A 22,684-nucleotide genomic window follows, 5' to 3' on the forward strand; every position below is an offset into this window, starting at 1 on the left:
TAAAAAATCTTAAGTATATTTCTTAAATAATTTTTCAATAATTTTTATAATATTTTGAACAGTAAAACCAAATTTTTCAAATAATTTTTCTGCTGAACCAGAATATCCAAATTGATTTATACCGATTATATGACCTTTTGAGCCTATATATTTATACCATAAATCTTTTGATCCTGCTTCAATCACAATTCTTAAAGTTTCATTTGAAGACAAAACATGATTTTTATATTCCTGTGTCTGTTTTTCAAACGTATCCATGGAAGGCATAGAAACAACTCTAATTTTATATTTAAATGATAATTGATTAAAAGTTTGTACTGCTAAATGTACTTCTGAACCTGTAGCAATTAAAATTATTTCTGGTAATTGATCTAAAGAATCTTTTAAAATATATCCTCCATAATGAATAGATTCTATTTTTTCTTTATTTCTAATCTGGGTTGGTAAAATTTGTCTAGAAAGAATTAAACTAGTAGGAGTATGTAAATTTTCAATAGCATGTTGCCATGCAATTATTGTTTCAATTTTATCACATGGTCTCCAAACACTTAAATTAGGTATTAATCTTAAACTGGATAATTGTTCAATCGGTTGATGTGTTGGTCCATCTTCTCCTACACCAATCGAATCATGAGTATAAATCATAATATTTCTAATTTTCATTAAAGATGCCATACGTATAGCACTACGACAATAATCCATAAAGACTAAAAAAGTTGCAGTATATGGGATAAAACCATTATATAAGGAAATACCATTAGATATTGCCATCATACCAAATTCTCTAACACCATAATGAATATAATTACCATATAAAAATTTATTTATAGGTTTAGAATTAGATACTAATGTTAAATTACTAGATGCTAGGTCTGCTGACCCTCCTAATAGTTCTGGTAATATATATGAAAATTTTTCTAAAATATATTGTGATGCTTGTCTTGTAGACATATTAATAGTATTATTCATACTAATTAAAAGATTTTTTATTGTTGTCAACCAAGATGTTGGTAAAGTATGATTAATTCTACGTTGTAATTCGGCTGATAATTCAGGAAATATCTTGCAATATTCATTGTATTTATTTGTCCATTTTAATTCTCTTAAATTACCTATATCTTTTGCATTCCATTGATGATAAATTTCTTTTGGGATATCAAAAGGTTTAAATTGCCAATTTAATTTTTTTCTAGTTAATAATGTTTCAGTTACTCCTAATGGCATACCATGAGCAATATTTTTTCCAGATTTATTCGGTGAACCATAAGCTAAAATGGTATTACAAATGAGTAAAGATGGCTGATTAGTTTTTAACGATTTAGCTTGTTCTATAGCAATTTGAATTTTTTTATAATTGTGACCATCTATATCCGCAACTACATTCCAACCATAAGATTCAAATCTCTTTTTTGTATTATCCATACACCATTCTTTTATATGGCCATCAATAGAAATACCATTATTATCATAAAATACTATTAATTTTTTAAGTTTTAAAGTTCCTGCTAATGAACATGCTTCATGTGAAATTCCTTCCATTAAACAACCGTCACCTACAAAAACATAAGTATAATGGTCAATAATATTATATCCAGGTTTATTAAATTGTGCGCTTAATACTTTTTCTGCAATAGCCATACCTACAGCATTAGCTAAACCTTGTCCAAGAGGACCTGTACTAGATTCTACACTAGGAGTACATTGGAACTCTGGATGACCAGGAGTTTTAGAATGTAATTTACGAAAATTTTTCAAATCATCAATAGTTAAATTATATCCTGTTAAATGTAATAAACTATAAAGTAACATAGCACAATGTCCATTGGATAATATAAATCTATCACGATTTATCCATAATGGATTATTAGGATTATGACTTAAATAATTTCTCCATAATACTTCTGCTATATCTGCCATACCCATAGGTGCGCCAGGATGTCCTGAATTAGATTTTTCTATAGCATCAATACTTAAAAATCTAATAGCATTAGCCAAATCTTTTCTTGAGGGCATATATCTTCCTACTATTCAAATTATTAATATTATTATTCTTATTTAAGAAGTAATTATGTAAAAACTTTTAAAAAGATCAATATATAATATATAATCATTAGTATCATATATATATGATATATAAATTTATTTCAAATAATGATTTGATGCAAATATTAATAAATTATTAATTTACTTAATATTAAATATATTTTTTAGATAAAAACATTTATTTTATAAAGGTTAAACAATATGTCAAAATATCTTTTTACATCAGAATCAGTATCTGAAGGACATCCTGATAAAATGGCAGATCAAATTTCTGATGCAATACTAGATCATATTATTATGAAAGATAAAAAAGCAAAAGTTGCATGTGAAACATATATTAAAACAGGCATGGTATTAATTGGAGGTGAAATAACAACTAATGCACATATTAATATAGAAAATATTGTAAGAAATACCATTAAAAATATTGGATATATTCATCCTAATATGGGTTTTGATGCTAGTTCTTGTGCTATTTTAAATATTATTGGACAACAATCTGAAGATATAGCAAAAGGAATATATAATAAAAATATTTATGATCAAGGTGCTGGAGATCAAGGTTTAGTTTTTGGTTATGCAACTAATGAAACAGACGTATTAATGCCTGCACCTATTACTTATGCACATCGTCTAGTATATAAACAAGCACAAGTTAGAAAAAAAAAAATCTTAAAATGGTTAAGACCAGATGCAAAAAGTCAAATTACCTTTAGTTATATTAATAACAAAATTAACAGTATACATTCCGTCGTATTATCAACACAAGTGAAAAACCATATTCCCCATAAAGTAATTGAAGAAGCATGTATGGAAGAAATTATCAAACCAATTTTACCTAAAAAATGGATAACAAAAAATACTAAATTTTTTATTAATCCCGCAGGTCGTTTTGTCATTGGAGGTCCTTTAAGCGATTGTGGACTTACAGGAAGGAAAATTATAGTTGATACTTATGGTGGTATGGCTAGACATGGTGGTGGTGCATTTTCTGGCAAAGATCCATCTAAAATAGATAGATCAGCAGCATATGCAGCACGTTATATTGCAAAAAATATAGTTGCATCATCTTTAGCTTCTAAATGTGAAATACAAATTGCATATATTATTGGTAGAGCAAAACCCATATCAATTATGATTAATACTTTTGGTACTAGTACTATTAGTAATGAAAAATTATTATTTTACATAGATAAAATATTTGATTTAAGACCTTTTTATTTAATTCAAATGTTAGATTTACTAAGACCTATATATCAACAAACATCTGTATATGGACATTTTGGTAGGAATATTTTCCCATGGGAACAATTAGATAAAGTATCTCAATTAAAAGATTTAATATAAAATATAATAAACAACATTACTACTATAAATATAGTAATATAGACTATTATATTTTTTTTAAAATATCAAATATCCAAGAAGAGTTTACTAAATATTTATAATATTATATAATCCTATAACTTTTTCTAATTTCTTAATTTTAATCATTGTAACACCTATAGTATTACGACGTACTAAACAAATTTCTGACACAGGTATTCTAATTAATGTACCTATATTAGTAATAATTATAATATGATCTGTTTCTAACACTTTAAGAGTACCTACAACTTTACCATTCCTATAATTAGTTTTAATGTTAATAACACCTTTTGTCGCTCTAGATCTAAGAGGATATTCACTATTATGTGTTCTCTTGCCATAACCGTTTTCTGTAATAGTTAATATATCATGCCTATCATTATTTTCTAAAATAATAAGCGAAACAATCTTATCTTGATTAGATATGAATTTTATACCTCGTACACCTTTAGTGTTTCTACCCATACTTCTAATATGTGAAAAACAAAATCTTACTGCTTTACCTAAATAAGAAAATAACATTATATGTTGATCTTTAAAATTTACAACAGCTACTTCTTTAATATAATCATGTTGATATAATTTAATTGCAATAATACCATTAGAACGTGGTTTACTAAAATATTGTAAATTAGTTGCTTTAACAAAACCTTTCATAGTTACAATAAATAAATTAAAATCCTTAGAATATTGATTAACAACAGTAAAAGTCGTAATATATTCGTTATGTTTTAAAGGTAAAATATTAATTAACGGTCTACCTTTAGAATAACGATTTGCAGAGGGCAAATTATATACTTTTAGCCAATATAAACGTCCAAAATTAGAAAATAACATAATATTATCATGAGTATTCACTATAGAAAGTTTAATAATATAATCATCTACATTAATTTTAGTAGATAATTTACCTTTACCACCTCTATGTTGTACATTATATTCAGATAATTTTTGATATTTTATATATCCTTTATGTGTTAAAATAACTATAACATTTTCAGAAGTTATAAAATCTATTGTTTTAAAAGAATTAGTTTTAGATATAATTTCTGTTTTTCTAGTATCACCAAAAATTTCTTTAATAGAAATTAATTCTTTACAAATAACATTCATTAAACATTCATTATTATTCATAATTTGTGATAATTTTGTAATACTAAGTATTATTTGTTGATATTGATCACATAATTTTTGATATTCTAAATTAGTTAACTTATGTAATTTTAAATCTAAGATAGCTTGTACTTGTTTATTACTAAAAGAATATTTTGTATTTTTTACAATATTTTTATTTTTTAAAAAAATGTTTTTATTATGTTGTATATGCAATATTGATAATATATCTTTAGTATACCAAGTTTGTTTATGAAGTATGGTTTTAATAGTTTCAGTTCTTGTTGTTGAACGTATTATTTGTATAATATCTTTTATATTTATTAAAGCTATAATTAAACCTTCTAAAATATGTGCTTTACGGTTATATTTTTTTATTTCATATATAGTTCTTCTCATAACAATTTCGCGTCTATGATTAATAAAAGCAACAATAATATCTTTTAAAGACATGATAGTAGGTTTACCTTTATGTAAAGCAACCATATTAATATGAAAAGAACTTTCTAAAGAAGTAAATTTATATAAATTATTTAAAATCATATTAGTAGATATGTCTTTTTTTACATGTATAACAATTCTAATACCATCTTTATCAGATTCATCTCTTAGAGTTTTAATACCAATAATTTTTTTTATTTTAATAAGTTCAACAATTTTTTCTATTAATTTAGCTTTATTAATTTGATAAGGTAATTCATATATTATAATTATATTATATTTTTCATGAGCTAATATTTTACTACGACCTCTAATATAAATTTGTCCTTTACCAGTATGATATGCATTTTTAATACCTTCTGTACCATTAATAATCCCTGCTGTTGGAAAATCAGGTCCAGAAATATATTGCATTAATTCTGATATATTAATATTTACATCATTAATATATGCTAAACATGCATTAATAACTTCAGTTATATTATGTGGTGGAATATTAGTAGTCATGCCTACAGCTATACCTGATGATCCATTAATTAACAAATTAGGAATTTTAGTAGGCATAATTATAGGAATATTTTCAGTACCATCATAATTTAATATATAATTTACTGTTTCTTTTTCTAAATCACTAATAATTTCTTGACTAATTTTAGTCATTTTAATTTCTGTATAACGCATAGCAGCTGCAGGATCACCATCTATAGAACCAAAATTACCTTGCCCATCTATTAATGTATATCGTAATGAAAAAGTTTGTGCTAATCTTACAATAGCATCATAAACAGCTGTATCTCCATGAGGATGATATTTTCCTATAACATCACCAACAATTCTAGCAGATTTTTTATATGGTTTATTCCATATATTTCCTAATATATACATAGCATATAAAATTCTTCTATGAACAGGTTTCAAACCATCACGAACATCAGGTAATGCTCTACCTATAATAACTGACATAGCATAATCTAAATACGAATTTTTTAATTCGTCTTCAATATTAACTAATTTAATTGTTTTAGCAAAATTATCCATTGATATTATATTACCTTTTCAATAAAATTGATTACTTGTTCTGTAGTATAAAAAGAATATTGTTAATCATAACATGTTTAAAACACATATATCATGTTACTAATAATAGTATATTTAAATGGTAGTATTTAGATTTTGTAACTATATATTATTAATATAATGAATAATTTTTTTATGATTGTTTTTCTAATGATATTATTTTTTTTTTAGCTTCATCTATTACATGTTTTGGTATACCAGCTAATGAAGCGACAAATAATCCATAATTTTTATTAATAATGCCATCTTTAATAAGATATAAAAAAGTAATTGTATTGTTAAATTCTATAGCATCAAAATATACATTTTTAATATTTTTGACAATATATTGTAATTGTGTTAATTCGGTATAATTAGTAGCAAATAATGTTAAAGATTTAATTTTTGTAGCTATATGTTTTGCACAAGACCATGCTATTGATAAACCATCACAAGTAGAAGTACCACGTCCAATTTCATCCATCAAGATTAAACTATTAGTTGTAGCATTATGTAAAATATTTGCTGTTTCAATCATTTCTATCATAAAAGTTGATAAACCAGAAGATATATCATCAGTTGAACCAATTCTAGTAAATATACGATCTATAGGACCTATAACAGCTCTTTTTGCAGGAACATAACTACCAATATATGCCATTATAATAATTAGCGCTATTTGTCTCATATATGTACTTTTACCACCCATATTAGGTCCTGTAATCATTAGCATAGTTTGCTTACAATTTAAATCTACATTATTGGCTATAAACGGAGTTTCTAATATATGTTCGATAACAGGATGTCTTGATTGTATTAATAAAATACCTTTTGTATCCTTTATTATAGGTTTAGTATAATGTAATGTAATAGCTCTTTCCGCTAAATTACATAATATGTCTAACTCTGATAAATATAATATTAATTGTTGTAATTTTGTCAAAGATGGTTTTATAGCATCTAATAACTGATCATATAATATTTTTTCTAAATTTAATGCATTATCTTGAGCAGATAAAATCTGTTTTTGATATTGTTGTAATGATGGTATTGTATATCTATAGTAATTTTTTAAAGTTTGTATATTAATATAATAAGATGGTATATCACCAATTTTATTTTTTGGTATTTGTATATAAAATCCATAAATAGTATTATAACCAATTTTTAATTTGTTAATATTTAATTTTTGACGTTCATTGAATTCTATATTTTGTAAATATTGTTTAGAATTTTTAGAAATACGTCTTAATTGATCTAAATCATTATTATAATTATGTGCAATAACATAACCATCTCTGATTTGTGATGCAGGATTTTGCAAAATAGCTTTTTTTAACATTTGATTAAGAGATGCAAATAATCCAAGATTTATAATCTTTTCCTTAATATCACAATATGGTATTTTGTATAATTGATGATGTATATCAGGTAATATATCAAATATTTTTCTTAACGTAACTAAATCATATGGTCGTGCTGTTTTTAATGATAAACGTGCAATAATTCTTTCAATATCACCTATTTGTGTTAGTTTTGTTTGTAAATCTACATAGTAGTTTAATAAAACAGTTATACTTTTTTGTCTTGAAAAAATAGCTTGTAAATCACGTGTTGGTGAATTTAACCAACGTTGTAATAAACGACTACCCATAGTTGTTTTAGTCTTATCTAGTACTTTTAATAAAGTATTATTTTTATTACCTGATAAACTATATGTGATTTCTAAATTTTTACGTGTATTATCATCCATTAAGATTTCATGATAATAATTTGCTAATATAATATTATTAATATGTGGTAAATGACATAATTGTTGTGTATTTTGTATATATTGCATTAAACATCCTGCTGATTGTATAGCAACATATGCATTATTATGATTTATCCCGAAACATTTTAAATTTGGGATATTAAATTGTTGTATCAAAACTTTATATGATACATCAAAATCAAATTCCCAAATGGGTCTTTCTTGTTTACATTTTATATGTTTAAGTAACATCATATAAGAAAAATTAACTGGATATAATAATTCTGTAGGATTAGTTCTATATATTTCTCCTGCTATAATATTTACATTATGATGTTGCATAATTTTAAAATATCCAGAACTCATATTTAATATTGTGTATCCAAAACCATATTTATCACTATAAAATATTGCTGCAAGCAAATTTTCTCTATCATTATTTTGTAATAAAAAATCATCACTAACAGTTCCAGGAGTAATAATACGTACTACCTTACGTTCTAAAATTTTATTTTTAAATAAAACTTTATTATTAGTCTGTTCACAAATAGCAACAGATTCACCTAAATGTATTAATTTAACTAAATAATGTTCTACATTACATACTGGCACTCCTGCCATAGGTACATTATTTTTGTTAGAACCTTTTTTAGTTAAAACTAAATTTAATAATTTTGCAGCTTTAATTGCATCTTCATAAAACATTTCATAAAAATCTCCTATACGATAAAATAATATAATATGAGGATATTTCTTTTTTAAATTTAAATACTGTAACATCATAGGAGTTGTGTTATTAGTATTTTGTGTTGTTAAGTTATTCATATATTATATAATTTAATCTTTTTACTAAAAAAATAAATAACATCTATTATTTAATATAAAATATATATGGATTACATATTACATGTTTGTCATATAATATAAATAACACAAGTACTATATATAGATATATAAATAATTATTTTATTTATTTATTAATTATCTTCTTTATCATGACGATTGCCAATAATTTGTAATACAGTTACAAATAAATTAATAAAATCTAAATATAATATTAATGCTCCTAAAATAACATAACGACGTACATTATCTTTATCTTGCATATTCGTACTAACAATATAACCTAATTCTTTAAGTTTTTGTGCATCTACAGCAATTAAAATGGTAAATAAAAACACTCCTAAATAATTTGTGATGGATATAATTAAATCATTATGAAAAATAACATTAATAAAAGAAGATAAAAATAATCCCATACATCCCATCATTAATATATTACTATAGTTACTTAATCTTGTTTTGGTTTTATATCCCCATATATACATTATTAAAAACATAACAGCAGATGTAATAAAAGCTGTAAAAATAGTTTTATGATTATATAAAGAATATATTCCTGATATTGTTATTCCTGTTAAAAAGGAATAAGAAACAAATAAAGTAGTTAACGTTTGGCCCGATAATCTATGTAAAAAGTTCGAAATAATAAATACTAAGATAATTTGTAGTAAACATAACATAAATAATACAAACTGATTATATAAAAAATATTTAACAATTAAATGCATATGAACAATATTCCATGCAATAAAAGAGGTGAATATTAATCCTAAAAACATCCAACCATACACTTTAGTTATATATATATTAATATTATTTTTTCGACACTTTAATATTGTATTATGTGAATCCGTATATTCTATCATATCAATACCTATTGTTTATAAAAAATTTTATTATATAAGTAAAATATAATTTTTATATAAAAATTATATTTTACAAAAATAAATTTAATGAATATTATATACAAATACAATACATTAATAAACATATTTTGTTATGAGTCATAAACCAGTTTTATTAAAAGAAATAATAAATTCTTTACATATTAAAAAAAATGGAATTTATATAGATGCAACTTATGGATGTGGAGGACATACTAAAGAAATTCTAAAAAATCTAGGACCTTTAGGTAAAGTTTATGCTATTGATTATGATTCTCAATCTATAGATAAATATAAAATTAATGATCAACGTATTACTTATATAAATAAACAATTTTCTAATCTCAAAAAGATATGTTTAAAATATAATGTTACACAAAAAATAGATGGTATTATATTTGATTTAGGTATATCATCTTATCAATTATATAACCCTATGAGGGGATTTTCATTTATGTCTCATGGTCCATTAGATATGAGAATAAATACAAAACAAGGAATAACTGCTTATGATCTTTTAAAAAAAATAAAGTTAAAAGAATTATCTTTTATATTAAAAAAATATGGAGAAGAAAAATTTCATAATAAAATAGCAAAAAAAATTAAACAATATATTATGTTTAATCAGCTAAATAATACATATGATTTATCAAAATTAGTATGTTCTATTGTGAAAAAATATAATAAACATCCTGCAACAAGAACCTTTCAAGCTATTAGAATTTATTTAAATAACGAATTAAAGGAATTACATAAAGCATTAAATAATACATTAGATATTTTAAAAATAGGTGGCATTTTGTCTGTTATTAGCTTTCATTCTCTTGAAGATAGAATTGTAAAAACATTTATGAAAAAATTTAGTAGTATAAATATATGTAATTTAAAAATACCTTTAAATGATATAGAACTAGCATATTTTTTTAAAAATAAATGTCAACTTAAAATTATTAATAGAATTTTCCCTACAAAGTTAGAAATTAATAATAATTATCAAGCGAGAAGTGCAATATTACGTATTGCACAAAAAATATAAGTATCAAAACAAAATTTTAATAAAAAATAATATTTGAATCACAAAATTATATTCTATAAAAATTTTATGTATAAAGTTAAATAATATTAAATATTTTTTGGAAATACGATATTATGAATTTAAATCATTTGTTATCTGATTTTATCAATATAAAAGAACAAAATATTTTTATAAAAAATATGTGTATGAATAGCAAAAAAATATTAAATAATTGTTTATTTATAGCATTAAAAGGACATGTTATAGATGGACAAAATTACATTAATGATGCCATTATTAATGGTGCTGTTGCTGTTTTAACATATAATACTGATCGCTATAATAATTATATTACATATATAAATTTAATACCAATAATTCATATTAAAAATTTACAATATCACTTATCAAGTATTGCTAGTAAATTATATCAATGTCAAAAGACTACTAATATACCTATTATTGGCGTAACAGGAACTAATGGTAAAACAAGCGTAACAAATATTTTAATGCAATGGTTATGTTTATTAAAACAAAACCCAACTATTTGTAGTACTATAGGTAATGGTTTTTATAATTCATTAAATTATACAAACAATACTACAGATTCTGCTATTGACATACAATATAATATTAATAAATTTATTCAGCAAAAATCTAATATTATTATACTTGAAATATCTTCACATGGTATTAAACAACATAGAGTAAGAAATATAAATTTTACTACTGCTATTTTTACTAATTTAAGTCGAGATCATTTAGATTATCATAAAAATATGCAAGACTATGCCAATACTAAATGGTATTTTATAACTCAATATGGTATTAAAGACGTTATTATTAACATTGATAGTGATATAGGATTACAATGGTCGAAACAATTACCAAATGCTATTTTAGTAACCACAAAACCAAATTTGTTAAATAAACAAAAAAAATACTTTTTAGTAAAAGATATTAATTATAAAATAGATAAAACTATTATTACATTTGAAACTACATGGGGTTCAGGTAAAATTAGTACACATTTACTTGGATATTTTAATGTTATAAATATTATTTTAAGTTTTACAACATTATTATCTTTAAATTATTCATTAAAAGACTTGTTATATACATCATATAAGTTAAAACCTGTATATGGTAGATTTAATATTATACAAAAAAATAATCATCCTAAAATTATTATAGATTATGCTCATACACCGGATGCTTTAAAAAATATATTACAAACTATAAAATTTTATTATAAAAGTACTATATGGTGTATTTTTGGTTGTGGTGGCGAAAGAGATCAAGGTAAACGTTCGTTAATGGGTATTATAGCTAGTAGTTTAGCGAATTATATTATTATAACAAGTGATAACCCAAGAAATGAGAATATAAATGATATTGTACAAGATATTATTAAAAAATGTTCTTTTAAAAAAAAACATATTTCTATAATAATAGATAGAAAAGAAGCAATCCAATACGCACTTATTAAAGCACAAAAACAGGATGTTATACTAATTGCGGGTAAAGGTCATGAACAATATCAAATTATTGGTCATAAATATTATGTATATTCTGATTATGATATAGTTAATAATTACTATAAACAAAAATAAACTATGAACGATTTGTATTTATGTATTTAAAAAAAATTGCCGCCATTATTAGCGGAAAACTTATTGGTAATAATATTAAAATTAATAATTTTTCTATTAATAGTAAAAATATTAATAATAATTGTATATTTATTGCTATACATGGTAAATATTTCGATGGTCATAATTTTATTCCAGAAGCTATTAACCATGGTGCTAAAGCTCTTATTGTACATAAATATGTATCTGTATACATACCACAAATTATTGTTAATAATACTACTGTAAGTTTAGGTAAAATAAGTGCTTGGAAAAGATCTAAATATAAACATTGTGTTATTGGTATTACAGGAACAACAGGAAAAACATCATTAAAAGAAATGGTAGTATCTATACTACAAAAAAAATATAGTATTTTATATACTATTGGCAATATGAACAATTATATTGGTGTACCATTAACTTTATTAAAATTAAATAATAATTATCAATATGCAGTTATTGAAATTGGAGGTAGTTCTTGTAAAGAACTAATATATCTTAGTAAAATAGTAAAACCAAATATTTCTATTATAAGTAATATTGATATTGCTCATTTACAAGGTTTTAAAAACTTATTTACTATAATTTATAGTAAAAAACAAATTTTTTATTATACTAAAAATCATGGTGTTATCATTTTTAATGATGATGATTGCAATCAAAAAAATATTACTAATAACATACATAATAAAACTATTATGAATTTTTCATTATATAATAAAAACGCAACTGTATATGCAAGTAATATTCAGATACACACTTATGTTATAAAATTTTATTTACATGCATTACAAGAAAACATGTATATTAATTTAAACTTAATTGGTGGACTGCATCATGTTAGTAATGCGTTAGCTGCAGTTACAATAATTATTGCTCTAAATAATAATATGACATTACAAAATATTTTTCATGGTTTAACAGATTTTCAGCCTATTAAAGGTAGATTATATCCTATTTTTATTAAAAAAAAACAAATCATTTTACATGATGCTTATAATGCTAATCCTAAATCAGTTCATACTGCTATTAATATTTTAAAAAATATATCAGGATATAAAATTCTTGTTATTGGTGATATGTTAGAATTAGGGCTACAAAGTAGGTATTATCATATGCAAATTGGTAAAATAATTTCTTTAGCACATTTAAATGCTGTACTTCGTATAGGTACATATACTAAAAATATTATACATAATAATACATTTTATTCAAAACATTTTACAAATTTTACTGATTTAATCCATAAATTATTATTTATTTTAAAAAATAAAAAACATTATACCATCTTATTTAAAGGTTCTCGTAAAAATAACATGGATACATTAATTAAAATGTTTTTAAAAGAACTACCAAAATGATTATATATTTAGCACAATATTTATTTAGTATAAAATTAAAGAATATTTTTATTAATTTATTTTTTAGATCATATATGAGTTTTATTACTTCTTTAAGTATCGTTTTGTTTTTCCTGCCGATTTTTATTAAATATACAAATTCTAAAAAAATATTTCAAGTTATTCGTCTTGATGGTCCTGATACACATTTAAAAAAACATTGTGTACCTACTATGGGTGGTATTATTATTGTATTATCTATTTTTTTGACTATTATTTTATGGGCTAATTTATATAATTTATATATATGGTATGTATTATTTATATTAGTATCATATGCTTTTATTGGTTTAATAGATGATTATTATAAATTTATTTTACAAAATTCTACAGGATTATCTATTAAGAAAAAATTTTTTTCACAATCTTTTATTGCTATAATATTAAGTTTCTTTATTTGTAAATATGATCAAACACCATTAGTATTACAAATATTGATTCCTTTTTATAAAAATATTTTATATCCTATAAATAATATTACATATATAATAATTATATATCTTATTATTGTTGGATTAAGTAATGCCATTAATTTAACAGATGGCTTAGATGGTTTAGCAATTACTCCTACTATTTTTATATCTTTAGGTTTGACAATTTTATGTTATATAGTAGGTAATTTGAATTTTGCACAAAATTTTCATCTTATTTATATTCAACATGTCCCAGAAATATCTATTGTTTGTTTTACAATAATAGGTTCTGGTTTAGGTTTTTTATGGTTTAATGCATACCCAGCAATTATTTTTATGGGTGATATAGGTTCATTAACCATAGGAAGTCTGGTAGGATTAATTATTGTTTTAGTAAAACAAGAATATTTATCTTTAATTATGTGTAGTGTATTTATTATAGAAGCATTATCTGTCATTATACAAGTATTGATATTTAAATTGAAAAAAAAACGTTGTTTTCTTATGGCTCCTATACATCATCATTTTGAATTAAAAGGATATCATGAATCACATATTGTAATACGTTTTTGGATTCTGACTATTATATTAATTATAAATGTTTTTTTAATATTACAAATAAATCAACAATGACAAAAAATATAACCTTAATTATAGGTTTAGGTACAACAGGATTTTCATGTATTAATTTTTTGATACAAAAAGGTATTATACCATATATTATGGATCAAAATATAAATCCTATATATAAAAACCAAATACCTAAATTTATACCATATTGTTTCGGCATGCTAAAAAAAAAATGGATTTTACATGCTAAATTAATTATTATTAGTCCTGGTGTTTCTATTTTCCATCCTTTATTACAACAAGCTAAAAAATGTGGTATTAATATTATTGGTGATATTGAATTATTTTGTTTGTATAATACTACACCAGTAGTTGCTATTACAGGTACTAATGGTAAAAGCACAATTATAAAAATTTTAAAACAAATTATTGATACATATAAATATAATATTGGTATTGGTGGTAATATAGGTTATCCTGCATTAAATTTATTATCTCAACCAAAAGATTTTTATATTTTAGAAATTTCTAGTTTTCAATTAGAAACTATAAAAAGTTTACACGCGTACATTGCAGTAATACTTAATATTACTGAAGATCATATGGATCGCTATCCTTTAGGTTTTTCACAATATTGTTATTATAAATTACGTATTTATAATAATTCCCAAATTTGCATCTATAATATAGATGATATATACACATATCCTATGCAATTTAATAAAAATACAAAATATATTACTTTCGGGAAACATCATAACAGTATATATCAATTATTTGATTATAAAAATAATATGTACTTAAAAATAAAAAAAAAAATAATATTAAATTTTAATGAAACAAAGCTAATCGGTATACATAATTATCTTAATGCTTTAACAGTTATATCTATAACTGACATATTAAATATTTCTAGAAAACATGTTTTAAAAGTTATTAAAAATTTTACAAATAACCAACATACTTTACAAACTATTAGTAAAAAAAATAATGTTACATGGATTAATGATTCTAAATCTACAAATGTTTATAGTACTATAGCAGCATTAAAATCTTTATCTATATCTAATAAACAAAAAATTTGGTTATTACTAGGTGGTTATGACAAACATTGTAATTTATATTTATTAAATAAATATATCAATAAAAATAATATAATAGTATATTGTTTTGGATTAGCCAGTCAAAAAATTTTATCTATATGTCCTCGAGCTATTAAAGTACAAAATATGTCAGAAGCTATAAAACAAATTTATCCTTTATTATGTGTGAATGATATAGTATTATTATCACCTGCATGTTCTAGCATTGACCAATTTAAAAATTTTAAACAGAGAGGTCAACAATTTATAAATATAGTAAACTCTTTAATTTAATAAATATATATTTAGATTTTTTTTACAAAAAACAATTTTTAAATATAAAACATATATTATTATAATTACCAAACCAACAATGAAAAAAAAAATATTAATAGTAGCAGGAGGTACTGGTGGACATATTTATCCTGCTTTAAATATAGCATCCAAATTAATAACCCAAGGATGGGAAGTAAGATGGTTAGGTTCTGCTAATAGAATGGAAGAATATATTATTCCTGCACGAGGGATTAAAATTTATCTTATGAATTTTGCAAAATTTAGAAAAATAAATTTTTTTTCTAAAATATGGATAATAGTAACATTATGTAAAATAATTTTACAATCTCTTAAAATTTATCAACATTATAAACCTAATATCGTTTTAACTATGGGCAGTTATATTACTGGTCCTAGTGGTATTGCAGCATGGTTATACAGAATTCCTTTAATTATACATGAACAAAATAGTATTGCTGGTTATACAAATAAAATATTATCTTATTTCGCTATAAAAACATTAATAGCATATCCAAATACATTCCAAAAAGCTATTTTGGTTGGTAATCCTATTAATCATAATATTATTCAATTATCAATATATAAAAGATCTGTTATAAAAATACATACACCAATACGTTTGTTAATTACAGGTGGTAGTCAAGGATCAGAAATAATCAATAATATTGGAATAAAAATAGCACATATTTTAAAAAATAAAGTTTCAATTTTACATCAAGTTGGACATAATCATATCATTACAGTATTAAATCAATATAAACAAAATACATTTAATAATGTTATGGTTAAAGCACATATAAAAAATATGTATAAAGCATATAAATGGGCTGATATTATTATTTGTAGATCAGGAGCTATGACTGTTAGCGAAATTATTGCTATAGGATTACCTGCTATTTTTATTCCTTATCCTCATAAAGATCGTCAACAATATTATAATGCTGTACAATTACAAAAAATTGGTATTGCAACTATTTTTGAACAAAATAATATTGATATAAAACAAATAGTACATATTATTCTATCTTTAAATAAACAAAAAATACTAAAAACATTAAAACAAACATATCAATTATTTATATTTAATTCTTTAAATTTGATTTGTAACGAAATTAACAATGTTTTGTATTAATATTAATAATATAATTATTAACATATTTAAAATAAAAAAACATGAAAATAAAGAATAAAAATAATAATAAACATATGATATTTTCTCATTATAATAATGTACGATCAATATATTTTATAGGTATTGGTGGTATAGGAATGTGTGGCATTGCAAAAATTTTATTACAGTTAGGATATCATATTAGTGGTTCTGATTTAATTATGAATATAAGAATGCAAGAACTAATTTTATTAGGTGCTAAAATATATTTAGGACATAATAATTTTAGTAAGATTAAAGATATGGATATAATAGTATTTTCTACAGCTATTAAATTAAATAATCCAGAATTAGTATTTGCGAAACAAAATAATATATTAGTATTACATAGAGCTATAATCTTAGCAGATTTAATGAAATGTTATTATAATCTAATTGTATCTGGCACACATGGTAAAACTACTACAACAGCTATGATTATTGAAATTTTTTTGTCCTTACAAAAAAATCCTACATTTATTAATGGAGGTGTTATAAAAAAAACAAATTTGTATGCTAATTTAGGTACAGATCAATATTTTATTACAGAAGCAGATGAAAGTGATAAATCATTCTTATCTTTTAATCCTATAATTAATATTACTACAAATATAGATTTTGAACATTTAGAATATTATAAAAATAATATTAATGTATTAAAAGATAATTTTATAACATTTTTTAATAAAGTACCATTTTATGGTTGTAATATATTATGTATAGATAATATCCATATTCGTCATTTACTTAAAGAACAACGTATACATAAACCTGTTATAACATATGGTTTTCATAAATCAGCCACTATACAAATATATAATTATATACAAAACAAACATACATGTACATTTAATATGATTGATAAAACATATAATCATAATAATATATTTCAATTAACATTAAATATTCCTGGTAAACATAATGCTTTAAATGCAACTGCATCATTTGCATTAGCTAGATATATAAATTTTGACACATATGATATTATACATGCCTTAAAACAATATTCAGGAGTAAAAAGAAGATATGATATTATAGGAGAATATATTATTTATCAAAATAATAATAAACAATATATTAAAATTATGGATGATTATGGACATCATCCTACAGAAATTAATAATACAATCAAAACTATACGTCAACATTGGCCAAAATACCATTTAATAATGGTTTTTCAACCTCATAAATATTCTAGAATACATAATTTATTAGATGATTTTATAAAAATATTAGCTACAGTAGATACATTATTCATATTAGATGTATATTCAGCGGGCGAAGCATATTCAAATATAGCGAATAGTAATATCCTTTATAAAAAAATAAAAAAGTTAAATAAAATAAACATATTTTTAGGAAAATGGATTAATTATAATGATATGATTAAAGAAATATATTCAAAACTTTTTAAAAAAAATATATTATTATTTCAAGGAGCAGGAGATATTAATAAATTATCTTCATTACTTCTACAAAATAAATTTAATCACAAAAATTAATTTTTTATAAAAAACTACATTATATTATGACTAAAAAAATAGCAGTATTATATGGTGGTAATTCTTTAGAAAGAGAAATATCATTAAAAACAGGTAAAAGAATTTTAAGTGCATTACATAAATTACAAATTAATGCACATGGTTTAGATCTTAAAACGTTTCCTATATTTTTATTAAAAAATTATGGTTTTACTAATGTTTTTATAGCAGTACATGGTAAAGGAGGAGAAGATGGTAAGATACAAAGTATCTTAGATTATATGAAACTACCATATACTGGTAGTAGAATGCTTCCTTCAGCTATTACTATGAATAAACATATTACTAAAATGATATGGAAAGCGTATCGATTGCCAATATATCCTCATTTTATAGTTCAAAAAAAAAATTTTATAAAATCTAATTTTAATAATATTAATAAGCAATGTTTACAACTAACATTGCCATGTATTATCAAACCTAATTATACAGGTTCAAGTATTGGTGTTGTTAAAATTAATCATATTGATGATCTGATACCAGAAATAGAAATCGCATTACAATATAGTAATGAAATATTAATTGAACAATTTATTTTAGGTACAGAATATACTGTAGGAATATTAAAAAATTTTACATTGCCTACAATAAAAATTGTACCCCAAGATCATTTTTATAATTATCATAATAAATATTATAATAATAATCAATATTTTTGTCCTAGTGGATTAAGTCATAATAAGGAAAGTGAATTATCAAAATTAGTTTTAAAAGCATGGCAAGTTTTGGGCTGTGAAGGTTGGGGTCGCATAGATGTTATTATGGATCAACAAGGACATTTTAATTTATTAGAAGTTAATACCATTCCAGGAATGACTAAAAAAAGCTTATATCCGCAGTCTGCAAAACAATATGGTTTATCTTTTAAAGAATTAGTTTTGACTATTTTAGATACAGCTCGATAATACTATGATAATTTAATTTCTATAGGATAAAATTGTATAATGTTATTTTTTTGATAAAAAAACAAATTTTTTTATAATATTTTTTAGCTTATAAGAACTTTTTGTAGACAGTTTTAATAATAATTTTTTACTATATAGACTAAGATATTTTTGATATATATTAGAAGAATAACATTGTTGTTGCATAAATATTTTTGGATTAATAATAAATTTAATATCTTTTAAAATTAGTAATATTGTTTTTCTTATAAAAAAAATGAGATTAGTTTTTAAAGACATAAAATTTATCATACAACTAGAACTAGCAATTTCAATATACAAAATATTTTTGTGTATATTTTTTACATTGTATAAATGAGATAATTTTTTTGGTATTTTATTTTTTAAAATTTGCTCAATTTTTACTAAAAAATTTACATGTATTTGTAATTTTACGAAAATTTTTATACTACTAGGATAAGAACTATATAATTTAAAAATTTTGTTAATCGGTAATAGTTTATTATTTCTCATAAAAATATTTATCCTATATTTTAATAAAAATAATTTAAATAATTTTTATATATTTTAAATTATAAATTAATTTATACAATAAATTTTATTCATTATCATTATTAATTTAAGAGTGTTTATATGTTAACTAAATTATTAATTAAAGTTTTTGGTAATAGTAATAAATATGTTTTACAACGTTTACAAAAAATAGTGAATATAATAAATAATATGGAAAAACAATTTTCGCAATTAACGGATATAGAATTAAAAAATAAAACAAAATATTTTAAAAAAAAATTAAATCAAAATTATTCTTTAGAAGATATTTTACCAGAAGCCTTTGCTACAGTAAGAGAAGCAAGTAAAAGAGTTTTTGGTATGAGACATTTTGATGTACAATTATTAGGTGGAATAGTATTACATAATAATTGTATAGCTGAAATGCGTACAGGAGAAGGGAAAACATTAACTGCAACCTTACCATCTTATTTAAATTCATTAACTGGTAACGGAGTACATATAGTAACTATTAATGATTATTTAGCAAAAAGAGATGCATCCAATAATAAAATCTTATTTCAATTTTTAGATTTAACAGTTGGTGTAAATATATCAGGAATGTCATTAAAAGAAAAACGTCAATCATATAATGCTGATATAACATATGGTACTAATAATGAATATGGTTTTGATTTTCTTAGAGATAATATGGTATTACATTATAAAGATAAAGTACAACGAAACTTAAATTTTGCGATTATTGATGAAGTTGATTCTATACTTATTGATGAAGCTCGTACACCTTTAATTATTTCTGGTCCAGCAAAAAATAGTGTTGATATATATTATCAAATTAACAATATTATATCTAATTTAATACAACAAGATAATGAATATGATTCATCTGGACATTATTTTATAGATGAAAAAGATAAACAAGTTTATTTAACAGAAGATGGTTTAATTTTTTTAGAACAAATATTAGAACAAAAAAAAATTTTAAAGAATGGAGAAACTTTGTATTCTAGTTCTAATATTATTTTAATACATCATATTATAGCTGCATTAAGAGCTCATAAATTATTTACTAAAAATATTGATTATATTGTTAAAAATAATAAAATAATTATTGTAGATGAACATACAGGACGTTTAATGTTAGATAGACGTTGGTCAGACGGTTTACATCAAGCTATTGAAGTAAAAGAAAATGTAAAAATTCATGATGAAAATCATACTTTAGCTTCTATTACTTTCCAAAATTTTTTTCGTTTATATAATAAATTATCTGGTATGACAGGAACTGCGAAAACTGAAGAAACAGAATTTCAAGAAATATATAAATTAAATACTATCATTATTCCAACTAATAAACCTATGATTAGAAAAGATTTACCTGATTTAATTTATTTAACAGAACAAGAAAAAATTAATGCTATTATCAAAGATATAATAACTAAATATAATTTAGGCCAACCTGTTTTAGTAGGTACTATTTCAATAGAAAAATCAGAAATTATTTCACATAAATTAAAAAAAAATAATATTCCTCATAATATTTTAAATGCTAAATATCATGCTAAAGAAGCAGAAATTATAGCTCAAGCTGGAAAAATAAAATCAGTAACTATTGCAACTAATATGGCAGGACGTGGTACTGATATTGTATTAGGAGGAAATATGTCATATGATAAACATACAACTACTGTAATAGAATTTACAAAAAATCAATTAATATGGCAAAAAAAACACAAAGAAGTATTATCCTTAGGAGGATTATATGTTATTGGAACAGAAAGACATGAATCAAGAAGGATTGATAATCAGTTAAGAGGACGTTCTGGTAGACAAGGAGATAATGGTTCATCTAGATTTTATTTATCTCTAGAAGATTCTTTAATGCGTCTTTTTGCACCTAAAAATACCATTAATTTTTTAACAAAATTTGGTATTAAAAAAAATGAAGCTATTGAACATCCTTGGCTTACTAAAATTATTGAAAAAGCACAAAAAAAAGTTGAACAATATAATTTTGATATACGTAAACAATTATTAGAATATGATAATATTATTAATGATCAGCGTATAGCGATCTATAAACAACGTAATATATTATTACAACAGACTGATATCAATATGATTATTAATAATTTTAGAAAAGATATATATAGTAATGTTATCAACCATTATATTAAATCTAATTATTTTTCCCAAAAAACGTGGAAAGTTAAACAATTAACTACATACTTTTTTCATAAATATCAAATTTTATTACCTATAGATAAATGGATACATAATAATAATACTATTATAAATAAAGATCAATTATTAAAAAAAATAATGATTTTTGCTATAAGAATATATAATATTCAAAAAATCACAGTTGATATACATCATATACAAAAACTAGAGAAAAATATCGCAATATCTATATTAGATAATTTATGGAAAGAACACTTATTATTATTAGATTATTTACGACAAGGTATACATTTAAGAAGTTATGCACAAAAAGATCCAAAACAAGAATACAAAAGAGAAGCTTTTTATATGTTTAATAAAATGCTATATACCTTTAAAAAAGAAGTACTTATTAGTCTGAATAAAATTGTATTTCTACCCCATAATCATAATTCTTTGTATTCCTAATATGTATTTCATAACATAAAAAGATCATAAGT

15 protein-coding genes are annotated in these 22,684 nt (G+C 22.4%); 10 read left to right on the forward strand and 5 right to left on the reverse strand.

What is annotated here, in order from left to right; translation table 11 throughout:
* Nucleotides 1-9: 9 nt before the first annotated feature.
* Nucleotides 10-2,013: a transketolase gene (gene tkt / locus GJT86_RS00675; RefSeq protein ID WP_168920381.1), complete on the reverse strand. Its 2,004-nt coding sequence runs from the start codon at nt 2,011-2,013 to the stop codon at nt 10-12.
* 231 nt (nt 2,014-2,244) lie between these two features.
* On the opposite strand from tkt, the gene metK reads away from it, so the two are divergent.
* A complete protein-coding gene (gene metK, locus GJT86_RS00680; protein ID WP_168920382.1) occupies nt 2,245-3,390 on the forward strand; it encodes a methionine adenosyltransferase in 1,146 nt (381 codons plus the stop codon).
* Nucleotides 3,391-3,477: 87 nt separating this feature from the next.
* On the opposite strand, the gene gyrA is transcribed toward metK, so the two are convergent.
* The 3 genes from gyrA to GJT86_RS00695 form a co-directional block, all read right to left on the reverse strand.
* A complete protein-coding gene (gene gyrA / locus GJT86_RS00685; RefSeq protein ID WP_168920383.1) occupies nt 3,478-6,003 on the reverse strand; it encodes a DNA gyrase subunit A in 2,526 nt (841 codons plus the stop codon).
* Nucleotides 6,004-6,175: 172 nt separating this feature from the next.
* Complete coding sequence (gene mutS / locus GJT86_RS00690) at nt 6,176-8,599, reverse strand: DNA mismatch repair protein MutS (protein ID WP_168920384.1); 2,424 nt, start codon at nt 8,597-8,599, stop codon at nt 6,176-6,178.
* A gap of 152 nt (nt 8,600-8,751) precedes the next feature.
* Entirely contained in the window at nt 8,752-9,483 is a 732-nt protein-coding gene (locus GJT86_RS00695; RefSeq protein WP_168920385.1) for a Bax inhibitor-1/YccA family protein, read from the reverse strand.
* A 133-nt stretch (nt 9,484-9,616) separates the two neighbouring features.
* Between GJT86_RS00695 and rsmH the strand changes: the two genes are divergently transcribed.
* The 8 genes from rsmH (at nt 9,617) to GJT86_RS00735 (ending at nt 19,508) form a co-directional block, all read left to right on the forward strand.
* Nucleotides 9,617-10,537, forward strand: a complete 921-nt coding sequence (gene rsmH / locus GJT86_RS00700) for a 16S rRNA (cytosine(1402)-N(4))-methyltransferase RsmH (RefSeq protein WP_168920386.1) — start codon at nt 9,617-9,619, stop codon at nt 10,535-10,537.
* A 113-nt stretch (nt 10,538-10,650) separates the two neighbouring features.
* Nucleotides 10,651-12,129 carry a UDP-N-acetylmuramoyl-L-alanyl-D-glutamate--2,6-diaminopimelate ligase gene (locus GJT86_RS00705; RefSeq protein WP_168920387.1) on the forward strand — a complete coding sequence of 493 codons (1,479 nt, stop codon included), beginning with the start codon at nt 10,651-10,653 and terminating at the stop codon, nt 12,127-12,129.
* 20 nt (nt 12,130-12,149) lie between these two features.
* Nucleotides 12,150-13,511, forward strand: a complete 1,362-nt coding sequence (locus GJT86_RS00710) for a UDP-N-acetylmuramoyl-tripeptide--D-alanyl-D-alanine ligase (protein WP_168920388.1) — start codon at nt 12,150-12,152, stop codon at nt 13,509-13,511.
* 74 nt (nt 13,512-13,585) lie between these two features.
* Entirely contained in the window at nt 13,586-14,596 is a 1,011-nt protein-coding gene (gene mraY, locus GJT86_RS00715; protein WP_168920389.1) for a phospho-N-acetylmuramoyl-pentapeptide-transferase, read from the forward strand.
* Nucleotides 14,593-15,909 (forward strand): UDP-N-acetylmuramoyl-L-alanine--D-glutamate ligase, encoded by a 1,317-nt coding sequence (gene murD / locus GJT86_RS00720; RefSeq protein ID WP_168920390.1) that lies wholly within the window; start codon nt 14,593-14,595, stop codon nt 15,907-15,909. Before mraY ends, murD begins: the two co-directional genes overlap by 4 nt.
* Before the next feature lie 79 nt (nt 15,910-15,988).
* On the forward strand, nt 15,989-17,044 hold the full coding sequence (murG, locus tag GJT86_RS00725; RefSeq protein WP_168920391.1) for an undecaprenyldiphospho-muramoylpentapeptide beta-N-acetylglucosaminyltransferase: 1,056 nt from the start codon (nt 15,989-15,991) through the stop codon (nt 17,042-17,044).
* 41 nt (nt 17,045-17,085) lie between these two features.
* Complete coding sequence (gene murC, locus GJT86_RS00730) at nt 17,086-18,564, forward strand: UDP-N-acetylmuramate--L-alanine ligase (protein ID WP_168920392.1); 1,479 nt, start codon at nt 17,086-17,088, stop codon at nt 18,562-18,564.
* Nucleotides 18,565-18,590: 26 nt separating this feature from the next.
* On the forward strand, nt 18,591-19,508 hold the full coding sequence (locus GJT86_RS00735; protein ID WP_168920393.1) for a D-alanine--D-alanine ligase: 918 nt from the start codon (nt 18,591-18,593) through the stop codon (nt 19,506-19,508).
* 42 nt (nt 19,509-19,550) lie between these two features.
* Here the strand turns inward: GJT86_RS00735 and GJT86_RS00740 are convergent, their stop codons facing one another.
* On the reverse strand, nt 19,551-20,021 hold the full coding sequence (locus GJT86_RS00740; RefSeq protein WP_168920394.1) for a hypothetical protein: 471 nt from the start codon (nt 20,019-20,021) through the stop codon (nt 19,551-19,553).
* 120 nt (nt 20,022-20,141) lie between these two features.
* Between GJT86_RS00740 and secA the strand changes: the two genes are divergently transcribed.
* Nucleotides 20,142-22,652: a preprotein translocase subunit SecA gene (secA, locus tag GJT86_RS00745; RefSeq protein WP_168920395.1), complete on the forward strand. Its 2,511-nt coding sequence runs from the start codon at nt 20,142-20,144 to the stop codon at nt 22,650-22,652.
* The last annotated feature ends 32 nt before the right edge of the window (nt 22,653-22,684 follow it).

It is taken from the genome of Enterobacteriaceae endosymbiont of Macroplea appendiculata, from assembly GCF_012571605.1.
Taxonomy (GTDB): Bacteria; Pseudomonadota; Gammaproteobacteria; order Enterobacterales; family Enterobacteriaceae.